12 protein-coding genes and 1 riboswitch are annotated in these 14,822 nt (G+C 36.8%); of the genes, 11 read left to right on the top strand and 1 reads right to left on the bottom strand.

What is annotated here, in order from left to right; translation table 11 throughout:
• Positions 1-10 precede the first annotated feature (10 nt).
• Positions 11-1,918 (bottom strand): beta-glucoside-specific PTS transporter subunit IIABC, encoded by a 1,908-nt coding sequence (locus ACFFIX_RS18410; protein WP_378936583.1) that lies wholly within the window; start codon positions 1,916-1,918, stop codon positions 11-13.
• 172 nt (positions 1,919-2,090) lie between these two features.
• Here ACFFIX_RS18410 and ACFFIX_RS18405 point away from each other — a divergent pair, with 172 nt between their 5' ends.
• From ACFFIX_RS18405 to ACFFIX_RS18355, 11 genes are all read left to right on the top strand, one after another.
• Positions 2,091-2,801 (top strand): GntR family transcriptional regulator, encoded by a 711-nt coding sequence (locus tag ACFFIX_RS18405; RefSeq protein ID WP_378936582.1) that lies wholly within the window; start codon positions 2,091-2,093, stop codon positions 2,799-2,801.
• 1,220 nt (positions 2,802-4,021) lie between these two features.
• Positions 4,022-4,924: a LysR family transcriptional regulator gene (locus tag ACFFIX_RS18400; RefSeq protein WP_378936581.1), complete on the top strand. Its 903-nt coding sequence runs from the start codon at positions 4,022-4,024 to the stop codon at positions 4,922-4,924.
• 272 nt (positions 4,925-5,196) lie between these two features.
• Entirely contained in the window at positions 5,197-6,762 is a 1,566-nt protein-coding gene (locus ACFFIX_RS18395; RefSeq protein WP_378936579.1) for a class I adenylate-forming enzyme family protein, read from the top strand.
• Between the two features lie 65 nt (positions 6,763-6,827).
• Positions 6,828-7,055: a chromate transporter gene (locus tag ACFFIX_RS18390; RefSeq protein ID WP_378936607.1), complete on the top strand. Its 228-nt coding sequence runs from the start codon at positions 6,828-6,830 to the stop codon at positions 7,053-7,055.
• Between the two features lie 309 nt (positions 7,056-7,364).
• Entirely contained in the window at positions 7,365-8,783 is a 1,419-nt protein-coding gene (locus ACFFIX_RS18385; protein WP_378936577.1) for a CoA-binding protein, read from the top strand.
• 36 nt (positions 8,784-8,819) lie between these two features.
• Positions 8,820-9,998 (top strand): acyl-CoA dehydrogenase family protein, encoded by a 1,179-nt coding sequence (locus tag ACFFIX_RS18380; RefSeq protein WP_378936575.1) that lies wholly within the window; start codon positions 8,820-8,822, stop codon positions 9,996-9,998.
• A 26-nt stretch (positions 9,999-10,024) separates the two neighbouring features.
• Complete coding sequence (locus ACFFIX_RS18375; protein WP_378936573.1) at positions 10,025-10,723, top strand: acetate--CoA ligase family protein; 699 nt, start codon at positions 10,025-10,027, stop codon at positions 10,721-10,723.
• 134 nt (positions 10,724-10,857) lie between these two features.
• Positions 10,858-11,856, top strand: coding sequence for a tripartite tricarboxylate transporter substrate binding protein (locus ACFFIX_RS18370; protein ID WP_378936571.1), 999 nt, complete (start codon positions 10,858-10,860; stop codon positions 11,854-11,856).
• 165 nt (positions 11,857-12,021) lie between these two features.
• Positions 12,022-12,477: a tripartite tricarboxylate transporter TctB family protein gene (locus ACFFIX_RS18365; protein WP_378936570.1), complete on the top strand. Its 456-nt coding sequence runs from the start codon at positions 12,022-12,024 to the stop codon at positions 12,475-12,477.
• Positions 12,478-12,491: 14 nt separating this feature from the next.
• Positions 12,492-14,006 (top strand): tripartite tricarboxylate transporter permease, encoded by a 1,515-nt coding sequence (locus tag ACFFIX_RS18360; RefSeq protein WP_378936568.1) that lies wholly within the window; start codon positions 12,492-12,494, stop codon positions 14,004-14,006.
• A 182-nt stretch (positions 14,007-14,188) separates the two neighbouring features.
• A riboswitch (SAM riboswitch) is annotated at positions 14,189-14,291 on the top strand.
• 99 nt (positions 14,292-14,390) lie between these two features.
• Positions 14,391-14,804, top strand: coding sequence for an acyl-CoA thioesterase (locus tag ACFFIX_RS18355; protein WP_378936566.1), 414 nt, complete (start codon positions 14,391-14,393; stop codon positions 14,802-14,804).
• Positions 14,805-14,822: the final 18 nt, after the last annotated feature.

Genomic DNA, 14,822 nt, shown 5'->3' with positions numbered 1-14,822 from the left:
CATTTCCTCCTTATTTCACTACCGTAAATAATTTTTGGTCTACTATACTATCTTTACTATCTTCGATGATAATTTCTTTATAAGCATGTGAATTCGTTATGATAATAGGAGTAATTGTTTTTATTCCTTCATTTTCGATGAATTCTTTATCAAATGTGATTAGTAAATCACCTTTTTTGACTTTATCGCCATCTTCTACATGTAATGTGAAGGGTTTTCCATCTAATGTAACGGTATCTAACCCAATATGCACTAGTAATTCAACCCCAGATTCTGAACGTAAGCCGATTGCATGCTTTGTAGGCGCAATCATAACGACATTTCCATCAAACGGAGCATATAATTTGTTGTCTGATGGCTCTATCGCTAAACCTTGTCCCATAGCACCTGAGCTAAATACTTCATCTGGTACCTCTGAAAGTGGTATTACCTTACCGCTACATGGAGCATTTACTGTTTCTTCATTATTGTTTGGATCATTTGATTGTAAATTAACCCCGGTTTGTCCCTGGTCTTCTACTACGTTTTCACTACCTGCTTTTTTCGCTGTATCTTCACCATATCCGAAGATTTGAATTAAAACGACAGGCAGAATAACGGCTATCGCAACACCTAATAAAATTCCCCATATCGACATTGGATAGTCTGCACTTATCCCATTTACAATGGTTAGTGGCCCTGGCAGTCCTGCATAGGCAAAGTAATAAGGATTAAAGAAACTTGCTGCTATGGCACCAATAGCACCTGAAATACAACCAAATATAAATGGTTTCTTAAATCTCAATGTTACCCCGTAAATTGCTGGTTCTGTAATGCCGAATAGTCCAGTTACACCAGCCGAAACACTGACTTTTCGTGTTTCCTGACTTTTTGCTTTCAGAAAAACGCCAAGTACCGCGCCAACCTGTGCAATAACTGCAATCGTTTGATACGCCTGGAATGAATCTCGACCGTATAAGTCAAAATTCGCTAATATCATAGGGGTAATTCCCCAATGTACACCAAAAATAACGAGCACTTGCCAGAATCCTCCTATAATGGCTCCAGCCACAGCAGGTACGTTTTCTGCTAAGAAGTTATACCCATTCGCAATCCCATTTGCTCCTATTGTTGAAAGAGGACCAATTAATAAAATCGTTAACGGGACCATGAGTACCATACATAAAAATGGAACAAATAATGGTCTAATTACTTCGTTCATTCTCTTATTTAAAAATCTTTCAAGATAAGACAAAATCCACACTAAAAATAATGGTGGTAACACTGAGGATGTATACACAGTTTCAGTTAAGGGAAAACCTAAGAAAGTAATACTATTTCCTTCTGAAATTTGTACCGCCATTTCTGCCCATGTCGGACTAACTAATGCAGCACAACATGCGACTGCTATATACATGTTTGTTTTAAAGTGTTTTGATGCTGTAATTGCAATAAAAATTGGTAAGAACACAAATGGTGCCCATGAGATAAAACTTAAAACTTGGTAAGTTCCAGTTTCTACAAAGCGATCAGAGAATAAATTAATTATTATTAAAGCACCTTGCAAAATACCAGCTGCAGCTAAAACATATATAAACGGTGCAAAAACTGCTGACATAGTAGCAATTACACGGTTTAATATAGTTCCTTTGTTTTCACTTTTTTCCTCTGATGTATCAACGTTTACTAAACTTGAAAATTCATCATAAACTTCTCCAACATGTTGACCAATCACAACTTGGAATTGTCCGCTATTTTCTACTACGGTAATTACTCCAGGCATAGATGATACTTTTGCTTTGGCTTCTGGTTTAGATCGCTTAAGTACGATTCTAAGTCTAGTTGCACAACGTGTAACGCTAAGAACATTGTCTTCTCCATCAACAGCTTCTAAAATATCTTTCGCAAGTTTAGAATAATCTCTAATTTTTGCCGACAATTTTAATCCCCCCTTAATTCGTTTATACGCTTTCATTATAATTGTTCCGGTATAATTTATCAATAACCAAATAAAAATATAGTTAGTATACTATTCGATTAGATGAGCTTTTATTAGGTTTATGGTATAATTCTAATATTGTGTGAGATAAATAAAATAAAGAGGAATGTATATGATAAAGTATCAACAAATCGCAATCGAAATTGAAAAGTATATTGAAGATCATGCGCTTCAACAAGGAGATAAACTGCCAGTATTAGAAACATTAATGACTCAATTTCAAGTAAGTAAGAGTACGATTACTAAATCTTTAGACATGTTAGAGAAAAAAGGGGTAGTATTTCAAGTAAGAGGCAGCGGAATTTTTGTTAGAAGGCATAAGAGAAGAGGATATATTAGTCTACTTTCTAATCAAGGGTTTAAAAAGGATCTTGAGGATTTTAATATAACTTCAAAAGTAATTGAATTAGAAGTGAGAAAACCAACACAAGAAGCGGCTTATAATTTAAATATAGAACTCGATGCCGATGTCTATTATGTAAAAAGAGTTCGATATATTAATGGGCAAACATTATGCTTAGAAGAATCGTTTTATAATAAATCCATCATTACCTATTTGAATAACGAAATTGTCTCTGAATCAATATTTCATTACATTAGGGAAGGTTTAGGAATAAAGGTCGGTTTTTCGGATAAATACCTTCATGTAGATAAGCTAAAAGAGGAAGAAGCAAAGTATTTAGGTTTGAAAAAAGGGGAACCTGGACTTTACGACGAAACCATTTTTCATTTAACCAATGGTCAACCATTCGACTTTTCAAAAATCACTTATAACTATGAACAATCACAGTTCTTCATCCAAGCGAATAGTCATTTTTTATAAAAATATAAATATAAGCTTGGTTTCTTTTTCAGACCAAATGAAGCTGTTTTTAGTTGCCAGTGCCTGCCCCCGAAACGTTAGCGAATTAATGCAGCGGGAGCAGGCACTGGATTTTTTATTCACCTCTAAAAGTCCTGCCCCGACGAGGCCTGACTCGGTATCTAGACGAGCTTTTTCAATTAAAGCAGTTTCCTGTCGAAATTTGAGGTTAGGTAACCCTTGTAATGTAAGCGTTTTCAGTTATACTTGTAGTAGGTGGATAGCATGTGTGGCTGTCATAGTATCTAGCGCAGGTGGGGCTGATACCAGTACCAGAACATAAAGGTAAGGGTCTTTGTGTTTTTATTTCAGTAGTTTACATGTATAAAAGAATGATAGTTTGGGAACTATATAGATATGAAGTTGAATTAAGGGGGGAAAATAATGATGAGGGATAGTAAACTAACTATTGTAGATTTTATTAATAAAGATCGGTTTGAATTGAACTCTTACATTACACATTTATTCTCACAGATTAATAATCATTATTCGGAGAAGAAGGAAGATAGATTTTAAAACAACAGATTAAAAATGATAACGGGGTATTGAGTGATATAAAATAATGTAAATACCAATTAAAAGGATCTTCTAGGCGAAGATCCTTTTTCATACACCAGAATTTATATAATTCTAGGATTCAGTTTGCGTTTCGCAAGTCCAGCGCCTAGCCCCGACGCACAGGACGTGCTGCTCTTGCCCTTTTCTTCCCATATGCTTACCTTGTGTCTTAGCCCTAGAGACTAATTCCTGCTACATAGGGAGAGGAATTAGAATGAAGAAAAATATTGTAAATTTTAATGAAGCTGAAAGAAAAGAAAGGGAGTTGCTGAAATCCGTAAAGGAATGTCTAAAGACCCAGCACTCTCCATTAATATAGAAGAAAGGTTTGGAAAGAAATTATAGTAGGGGTAAGGGAATGTGAGGAAGTGATTCATACGGGAGAGATTAAAATGAAAGGAGATCCATCTTTACTAAACGAATTTATTGCTCTTTTTCAGTAAGAAGCTATTTATAAATAATAGATGATTACACTCCGTAATCATCTTTTCTTTTAGGATTAATATCTATGATTCTATTTATACAAACGCTGAAGCCTGAAGCGAAATTTCATATTCTCTATAGTTGAAAAGGCTTTCTCTAAGTTGTATGATTCCATAAAGAGAATTGAAGGAGAATCTCCAATGAAAATTGAACAATTGGAATATATCATTAAAGTCGCCGAGATGCGTTCGATTTCCAATGCATCCGAAATCCTCCATATCTCTCAGGCTGGAATTAGCATGTCCATCACGAATCTAGAGAAAGAATTAGGGATGAAAATCTTCAAGCGTTCACGAATGGGGACCATTCCGACCGAAGAGGGAAAGGAAATCATTCAAAAAGCCTATGAGATCGTGAGTAAGTTGGAAGAAATAAAAGACAGAGCTCAAATGCACACAGATACGATGGAAAAAGAATTACGACTATCGTCCACTCAAGGCTTATTTCTTACGTTTCTACCTAAGTCATTGGCTCTATTCAAGAAAAAGCATCCTAATGTAAACATTGTTATAGAAGAAAAAGGAGGACATGAGGTCATTAATGATGTCCTGAATAATAAAATAGATGTCGGATTATTAAATATCCCGAAGAAGAAACCTGATGAAGAAGAGTTGGAGTTTCACACTTTACTGGAAGGAAAACTAATTGTTTTTGTCAGCAAGAATTCCCCCTTGGCAAGCCGGAAAAGCATTACCCCACAAGAATTACTTGACCAAAATCTAGTTTTATATAACGGTCCACAGATAAGAACGTTCATGAAAGAATTTTTTAATCAATATGGTGAGATGAACATTTTATTTTCTACTAATAATACAGAAATCATGAAAAAATCCGTAGCGGAAGGGTTGGCTATATCTTTTTATTATGACATTGGAATTAATAGTGATCCGTATTATTTAAGCGGTGAACTGGTTCCTATTCCTTTGGTGAATATGAATAATAATTCGATGGAACTTGGTTGGCTATGCTCGAAGAAAAGGCATTTCTCAAAAGCGGCTAGAGAGTTTATTAAATGTCTTGAATTTTATACGAATCACTCTTAAATAATAGTTCCCGCACTAGGGAACTATTATTTTTTGTAAAAGGCAGTCGGCGAAAGTTGTAGCATCTCTTTAATGGTAAAACATCAAAATTACTTATGTGTATATAACATTTGGTTATTTTACTTCAATAAAATTTATACTTATAATTAACGTAAGATTAGGAATATTCACAAATTGGGTTGTTGTTATAAACTACTAACCTTCAACCTGTTCCAAGAATGGTATTTGTGATGAAAATAGTAAGAGGGAGGGAACTGCTCATAATGGAACAGATGACTTTTCAATCATTGCTACATAAAGGATTAAAAAGATTCGGCGAACTGCCGGCGATTACCTTGCTCCCAAATGAGAAAACATTGACGTACAAGGAGTTAATAGAAAAAGCAGAACGTATATCTTCCTATTTAATTCAATTAGGGATAGGAAGAGGTACCCATGTGGCTACGCTTATCCCAAACAGCCTAGAGAGTGTCATATTTAGTTTGGCCATTCAGCAATGCGGAGCGACGACCGTCCCAATGGGTGAAAAGCTCGGAACTCGAGAAGTTGATTTAATCTTGAAAGAATCTAAACCAAAAGTAGTCATAATGGCAACACAACCCCATGTGGCTACCATTCTTGACTATTTAGAAGACTCAAAAGATCCTCAAGTACAGATTATTGGTCTTCCTGGGTTTTGTGTCAATTACCCGGATACGTTTAAGCTATTCGAATGGCCAGAGGAAACAGTTGATGTAGATTTACCAATCGCTTCGACAGAAGATCTGGCCCTTTTAGCTTACACTGGTGGAACAACGGGTACGCCAAAAGGTGTGATGCATTCCCAGAAAGGATTAGCGGCCGGATTGATTTCTGCCGCCATTGAAGACCCGCTTGACGACCGAGATCGGTTATTACTGAGTACTCCACTCGTTCATTCGGCTGGTTCACTCCTTTGGAGATCCCTTGTTTCTGGGGTACATGTCTATATCATGCCTTCATTCCATCCTGTACATTTTATACAAGCAATAAAGGAATATAAGATTACGACCACATTCTTGGTACCAACGATGCTCTACAGGCTAATCGATCTGACCAAGAAGATGGATTATGATGTAAGTTCTATGCGAAACATTTACTACGGGGCTTCACCCATTTCTCAAGAACGCCTTAGGGAAGCTTTCGAAGTGTTCGGACCAATTATGAGACAGCAGTACGGCATGACAGAATGCAATATTGTCATTAATAGATTTTCAAAAAGTGCCCATCTGTGGGCGTACCATAACAACCCGGAAGCCTTGAAGAGCTGCGGAAAACCGTGTCTATTGACGGAGGTTCGTCTGATTGATGAAGAAGGGAATGAAGTCAAGCCGCTTGAGCTTGGGGAGATTATCGTGAAATCACCAGCAATGATGGAGGGATATTATCAAAGACCTGAGCTTACCCGAGAAACCATCCGTGACGGTTGGCTCTATACTGGAGATATCGGCATGAAAGATGAAAGCGGATACATCTATATTAAGGACCGGAAGAAAGATATGATTATTTCAGGTGGGATGAACGTCTATTCCTCAGAAGTAGAGCGTGTGGTAAATCGGCATCCAGCCGTTTCCTTAAGTGCATGCATTGGGGTGCCACATCCCGATTGGGGCGAAGCGGTTTGTGTAGTTGTAACTCTAAGAGAAGGGTTCAACTGTACAGATGAGGAGGTTATCCATTTTTGTAAGGAGCGAACGTCCAAATATATGGTTCCAAAATTCATTTATTTCCAGGACACCTTTCCTCTTACACCCCTTGGTAAGGTTGATAAGAAAGAATTAAAAAAGTTGTATGTACAAGGTATAACAACCATTAAGTAACTAGAAAGCTGGGAAATTGGTAGTATTCCCAGCTTTCATTCTATAAGATTACCAAACTTTAAAGGATCTTCAAGGAATATAGCAGCCAAGGATTTGCTGGAGCGGTTGTTTCTGCTTTAGGCATGATTCTCCCTTCCCTTATCATCATTTTAATTGTGGTTACTTTTTTCTATAAGGCTAGTAAAAATCGAGTGGTGCAGTCAGCTTTTTACGGCTTGCGGCCTATGAATGTCGGACTCATCTTTTATGCAGCCATCAAGTTTGCGATTTCGAACAGTCTCATAGGTCTCTAACTTTTAGTACTATAAGTTTACTAGGGATCTTTATTATGTCTCTATTCGCTTTAACTCGACTTAACATACACCCTGCTCTAGTCATTATTCTCTCTGGAATTGTTGGTATTACTCTCTATTCATAAATCTGTAGATAGATGTAATTTAAGTTTATATATAACTGAAACTTAACCATACTTAAAAAACCCTTACTTTACTTAACTTTATGTTTCTCTCTATAATCAGTTTATATCAGAAAATTCTTAATAATCTGAGTGAAACAAAAAACTAGATTGTTAATTTAATAATAAGTGAGAAAGGAGAATGGCTTTGGAAGAGTTAAAACACTTATTTTATCCAAAAAGTATAGCTATTATAGGAGCTTCCTCTTCAAAACAAACGTTAGGTACAAAAAAATTGAAAACGCTTCAAGAGTTTGGATTCGATGGGAGGATCTATGTTATCCATCCAACAGCTGAGGAAATAAATGGTATAAAAGCTTATCCTTCCATAAAGAAAGTACCGGAAACCATTGATTATGCGTATATAGCGGTTCCAAAAGAAAGGGTCGTAGATGTGATTCATATGTTCCATGGGAAAGTAAAATTTGCACATATCATCACTAGCGGATTTAGTGAGATCGGTAATTATGAAAAGGAACTGGAAGTTCTGGCAGCTGCTAGAAGAGCTAAAGTAAGATTAGTTGGTCCTAATTGTATCGGTTTGTATTGTCCTGAAGGAAAAATAACATTTTCTAAGCGGTTTTCACAGAATATTGGACAGGTATCTGTCTTTTCTCAAAGCGGTGGTCTGGCCAGTGATATTGGAATCCGTGGAAATAATCGAGGGTTAAAATATTCAAAAATCATCTCTGCTGGGAATTGTGTAGATCTGGGACCAGTTGACTTCCTAGAATATTTTATCAATGATCCAAAAACGAAAGTGATAGGCATGTATATTGAGTCGATTGATGATGGGAAACGTTTTATCGAAGTGCTAAAGAAAAATGCCGGTTCAAAGCCGATTGTTTTATTAAAAGGTGGACGTACGTACGAAGGAGCAAAAGCAGCTGCTTCCCATACAGGGGCCATGGCAAACAATTACGAAATAATTAAAGGGATTTGCACTCAATACGGTGTGATTTTAGTCAATGATTACGAGGATTTAATTGATACGCTCATCTTATTAGATTCCCTATCTACTCCCTTAGGTGAAAAAACCGTGTTACTAGGCATGGGAGGGGGAGCTACGGTTAGTGCGATAGATGCATGTGAGGAAAATGGGATATCTGTTCCTGAGTTCTCCACTGAAACACAACATGCATTATTAAACTTAAATCTACCAGACGGATACAGTTTAAAAAATCCGATTGATACACCAGCTTGGACACTAATGGCTGAGAACGGAAGAGTCATAAAAACGATATTGAATACGATTATGAAAAAGGAAAACTTTGATCATCTAATCGTGCATTTAAATATACAAGTGGTAGAAGGAACCTTTGGAAGGAAAGCATTAGACAACTTAGTGGAAGCGGTCTCTGAACTAAACCAATTGCCACTAAACGTAATGATTGTCTTACGAAATGAGCTAGCTGCTCTAGAAGAGCCGAGAGTTCAATTTGCCCGAAAATTAAGTCATACAGGAGTTCCTGTTCTCTTTAACTTAAACTCCGCGATTAAAGCTTTAAGTAAAGTCACTCAAAATAGCAAGATTCATAGTGAAAAGAAGAAGTATATCAATAATTAACTTAATTATTAGCAATTCGAGTTAGGGGGAATTTACATGTTTACCGTTCATGCGAACGTCGATACATCGATTTTGGAATTAAGAGATCGGTTGATCGATTTTATCTACAATGAACTATTACCTTATGAAAAAGAAAATCAAATAGATAGTGAAAAGCCGATAACAAAAGAAGCCATGATGTGGGTCAGAAAAAGAGCGATTGAATTAGGGTTCTATGGAATTAATTTACCTAAAGAGTTAGGTGGTCAGGATCTAAGTTTGAAAGGACTCTGTCTATTGAAAGAAGAGTTGGCTAAATCAGGTGCTGCTTTATGGGGAGTGGTATTAGGGGAATTAGGTGGACCTGCGAGAATCGGTCAAATGCTAGAATGGTTTACAGAGGAACAAATCCATAAATATGTGCGACCGCTTATGAGTGGGGATATTGGCTGTTGCTTTGCCTTATCAGAGCCAGGTGCTGGCTCTGACGCAAATGCAATACAAACAACCGCTGTTAAGGACGGCTCAGATTACATTCTAAATGGGAAAAAGCATTTTATCAGTTCAGCTCCATATTCAGATTTTGCTATTGTTATTGCAAAAGAAATACTAGAAGATAATTCAAAAGTGACAACAGCCTTTATTGTTGAAAAGCGAGAAGGGGATAAATCTGGCTTTGATTTAGGGGAAATACAGGTTCCGATCTCAGGAGAGTATGGAACAGCGGAGCTACTCTTTAATAATTGTAGGGTTCCAAGCTACAATATTATTGGAAAATCGGGGGAAGGTTTTCTACTTGGTATTAAGCGAATAAATCAAAACCGAGCTTTATGGGGCATCACATATATAGGTGTAGCTGAAAATATGTTTCAATTAACTCTGGATTATGCAAAACAAAGAAAGCAATTCGGACGATCTATTGGTGATTTCCAGGCCATTCAACACATGTTAGCCGATATGGCTACGGATATATACGCAGCAAAATGTATGGTGTATGATTGTATCGAAAAGATGGGAAATGGTCAAGAATCTAGGTCCGAGGCATCCATGGTGAAGCTTTACGCTTCTGAAGCAGCAAACCGTGTGGCAGACAAGGCGGTCCAAATCCATGGAGGACAGGGACTAATGAAAGGGCACCCGATCGAAAGAATGTATAGAAAAACAAGAATGTTCAGAATTTTAACAGGGACATCTGAAATACAACGAAACACGATTGCTAGAGAACTTTTAAAATAGAAAGCTCACTGGATAGGAGGGAAACGATGAGTAATGAATTATTAAGTAACTACAAAGGTTTAGGCCAACTAACTGAGGTAGAAAGTAAGGCATTATTCAAGGAAGCAGGTTTACCCGTTCCAACAAGTAAGTTTTGTTCCAGTGTAGAACAGGCAGTTCATTCTTCCATGCAAATGAATTTACCTGTTGTGGTGAAAATGGTATCAAAAGAGATCATACATAAAAGCGATATGGGAGGTGTGATCCTTAATAATCAATCCCCAGAAGACGTCCGGAAGGCATGTGAGCGAATTTTAGATTCCGTTGATCATAGCTTAATAGATGGTTTCTTAATTGAAGAAATGGTTGATTCGGGTCTAGAATTTATCATTGGTTTCTTTAAAGATGAGAATTTTGGGGATATGATAATGTTCGGCCTAGGGGGAATCTTTACCGAAATATTAAAGGATTTCTCATTAAGATCTCTCCCCATCAGCGAATACGATGCCATGGACATGATTAATAGCTTGAAAAATAACAAACTATTAAATGGATTTCGCCAATACCCGAAAGTGGATCAACAAGTGTTAGTACAAATATTACTGAAGCTAGGTGGAGAGCAAGGTGTGTTTACACAGAACTCTAGTAAACTTGAGGAAGTTGATATAAATCCTATTATCTATAATAAAGATGGTGTGTTTATTGTAGATGCGAGTATTGTTTTAAATAACGACTCAAGAAACTAATGAACAAAACTGTAAGCGTATTCAAAAATCTTAATAAACCGCACCAGCATCCGTCTATTAAACTATTGGAAGATAAAATCATTTTGTGAAAAATCTACGATTAAATTTTCATATAAAAGGGGAGGATTTACTCGATGAAAAAAAGTAAATTACTAATTATGATTTCCTTGCTTACAGCATTCATGTTTGGATGCAGTGCGAACACATCTAATGAGGCATCAGATAATAATACGGGAGAACAAGCAGAATTCACACCTGAGGGACCAATACGCTATATCGTTGGTTTTGCTCCAGGAGGGGGAACCGATTTAGCAGCACGTACTGTAGCGAGAACCTTGAACGAGAGCGGTATTGTGGAAGAATCATTTGCTGTTGAAAATTTAACAGGTGGGGGTGGAGTAAGAGCCCTGATGGAACTGAGCAACAAAGGGGATGGAAATACATTATTACAATCCGTTGATATTTATTCTCCTATGTATATGGAAGGATCTAAACTAAAACTAGACCAGTTTATTCCCGTAGCACAGGTGGCGAATAACTCACTATTATTAGTTGTGTCTAAAAATTCTGAATATAAATCAGTCGACGAACTATTTAATGCAATTAAAGAAGATCCAGGAAAAGTTTCAATAGGATTACCGGCAGCAACGGATACAGTTGAGGTTGTAAAATGGAACGAAATCGCTAAATCGTATGGAATAGCTAGCGAGTTGAAGTATATCCCACATAACGGAATTAGTGAGGTCATACCAGAATTGTTGTCAGGACGTATCGACGCAGCACTTCTTGTTCCTCCTGTGGCTAAAGGGTATTTAGATAGTAAAGAGCTAAATGCGTTAGCGGCGATGTCTGATGAAAGATTAGAAGTTTTACCAGATATCCCTACTCTTAAAGAACAAGGAATCGACGTTACATTTTATCGACCACAAGGAGTATTTTTGAAAGCGGGAGTAGGGGAAGAGGTAGTTGCTTACTGGGAAAATGCGCTTAAAGAAATGACTGAGAGCGAAGAATGGAAGACGTTTATTAATAACCAAATGTACATTAACGAGTTTAAAGGTAGTGAAGAGTACACAGAGTGGATGGAAACAGAAGGTAAAAATTACTCTGAGTTCTTAAAAGGTAAAAAGTAAAACCCGGTTCACTCTACATGTTAAGGAGAAAACGATATACACCTCTTCCTAATTTTGAAGAGGTGTGATCTTTTCTCTCTCATTTTTAACATATTAAAAGTTTCAATATAAAAAACAACTAAATTCTTACTTAATGAAAAGCAACAGATAGGAGGAGGCAGTTCAATGATCTTGCGTTTGCTATTTCCAATATTTTTAATGCTCACCGTCTTTCTTTTACTGATTCAAACACTAAATTTAACGAAATTTGAAGCAAATGGAACGATAGGATCAGGATTTTTACCTATGGCACTAGCATTCCTTTTAATCATTTTATTAGCGATGGAGTCATTTTCTGTTTTTTCGAATGAAAGTAAGAAAGAGACGAAAGAGACGAAGGGTACTGCCAATAATCTTTCCCAGCAATTATTATTTATGGGACTCATTATCCTGACTTTAATAATGGTTAATGTTTTAGGTATGCTAATCAGTTTGGGGCTATTTATTTTTGTTGTCCTATTTAAAATGGAAAAGCGCTCCCTCATTAATTCCGCATTCTTTTCTCTTATTTCGATTTTCATCCTTTATATAACTTTTGTTAAATTACTTAGTATATCTTTTCCGATGGGACTATTAGATTAGAGGGGGGTGTGGAGATGGAATTGTCATTATTAATGGATGGCTTGGTTTCAATCGTAACAAGTCCATCTACATTATTATGGTGTATGTTAGGTGTTACAATTGGAACATTAGTAGGGGCGCTCCCAGGCATAGGATCATTAACAGCGATGGCAATTTTAATGCCCATAACGTTTGGTGTAGCGCCGTTGGATGCACTTGTCTTACTGATTAGCATTTACATGGGTGGGATGTATGGAGGCAGGATTAGCTCGATTTTAATCAACGTCCCAGGAGATGCTGGTGCATTAGTTACTACATTCGATGGATATCCAATGGCACAGCAAGGGAAAGCTGGACATGCCCTAACCTTGAGTGCGATTGCTTCTTTTATTGGGGGTTTGGTTGGTTTTTTAGGTTTAGTATTTTTAATAGGGGTTGTTTCAAAATTCGCTCTTTCCTTTGGGCCAGCTGAGTACTTTGCATTAATTCTTTTTTCCTTAATTGCCTCGAGTGGGGTGACCGGAGGCAAGCCAAGTAAAGCATTTATATCAGTAACACTAGGACTACTTATCGCAATGATTGGACTCGATCCTCTTGCAGGTGATCAACGCATGACCTTTGGGAGCATTCACTTATGGGATGGCATTAGTTTTGTTGTAGTGGCTATAGGTATATTTGGTTTATCGGAGGTACTAGCCCGTTTAGAATCCAACAAAAGCAAGGAAAGCATGTTTACCAAATTTAAATTTTCATCACTATTTCCTAAGGTAAGTGAAATTTCCAAAACATTTTTTAGCATGACACGTGGCGGCATAATAGGATTTTTAGTAGGGGCTTTACCAGGAGCCGGAGCTTCCGTAGCGACATTCCTTTCCTATAGTTTAGAAAAAAAGATATCTAAACAGCCAGAAACATTCGGAAAAGGAAATCCCCATGGATTAAGTGGACCGGAAGCAGCTGATAATGCATCCGTAGGAGGGGCTTTAATTCCAACCTTTAGTTTAGGTATTCCAGGTACGGCAAGTGCAGCTATTCTTTTAGGAGGAATGATGATGGTTGGTTTACAGCCTGGACCAGCCTTGTTACAAGAATCAGCTGATATTGTTTGGGGCGCAATCGCCGCATTACTAGTAGCAAACATATTACTATTGGTATTAAACACTCTGTTTATTCCTTTTTTTGCGATACTTATAAAAAATGCAGAACCATACCTAACAGCCGTTATAGCAAGTCTTTGTTTTATAGGGGTTTATACCTATAGAAATAGCTTATTTGATGTGATACTGTTAATTGTTTTTAGTCTTGTCGGGTATTTTATGAGAAAAAATGGTTATCCGTTAGCTCCATTAATACTTGGAATGATATTAAGTCCACTGCTAGAGCAAAATTTTAGAAGAGCCTTGCTATTATCAGAAAATAATTTATTGATATTTGTTAGTAGTCCAATATCCATTACTTTTGTGTTATTGTCACTCTCCATACTAATACTTCCAAGAATTCGAAAATATAAAAATAGGGAAAAAAATAATCATACACTGATTAATTACTAATATTGGAATAATTGTGACGCGTTTTTTACTTACCAATGGTCATATCGGAAAGATGAATGATGTAATGGCTTCCAAATCATCATCAGTAAATAACAAAATGTTTATGGTCTACCTATCCTCACATGGTAGCCACTGAAGTTGAATTCTAATCGAAAATAATTAAAAAATATGTTAGTAATTAAAAATTATCAAGAGTGGTAGAGAGAACTGGCACAACAACACCACAGCAATCTGCTATATGTAAGGTGCTAACACCAGCAAAGCAACAGCTTTGGATGATAAGTCGGTGATGAACCCCTTTTGTATTCCAATGCAAAAGGGTTTTTTTACAATTGGATATACGTCTGGGTTGAACAAAAAGTTATAAGGAAGGGTGGATAAACGATGTTTAAAACAATTATAGAACCACGAGTTTCTGAAACGGATGGGGTAGGGCACATTAATAATACAACCATACCTGTTTGGCTAGAGGGTGGTAGAAATAAACTATTTTCATTATTTAACCCCGATCTTGATTTTAAAAATTGGAAAATGATCATTTTAAAAACAACAGTCGAGTATAAACAGCAAATATACTTCGGCAAAGATGTTGAGATAAAATGCTGGGTCAAGCGATTCGGCGATTCCAGCTTGGAACTATATGAAGAAATTTGGCAGCAAGGAACCCGATGTGCAATAGGAAACACGATCTATGTAAACTACAACGTTCAAGAAAGAAAGAGCGAGTCTATACCCGAAGAAATTAGAAAAGAATTGGAAAAACATTTATATGGGAGGGAATCTAATGAAATAAAGTGATATACAGTTTAGAGAATC

Source organism: Metabacillus herbersteinensis, from assembly GCF_042433335.1.
In the GTDB taxonomy this organism is placed as follows: domain Bacteria; phylum Bacillota; class Bacilli; order Bacillales; family Bacillaceae; genus Metabacillus; species Metabacillus herbersteinensis.
This window is presented reverse-complemented; position numbering and strand designations above follow the sequence as displayed.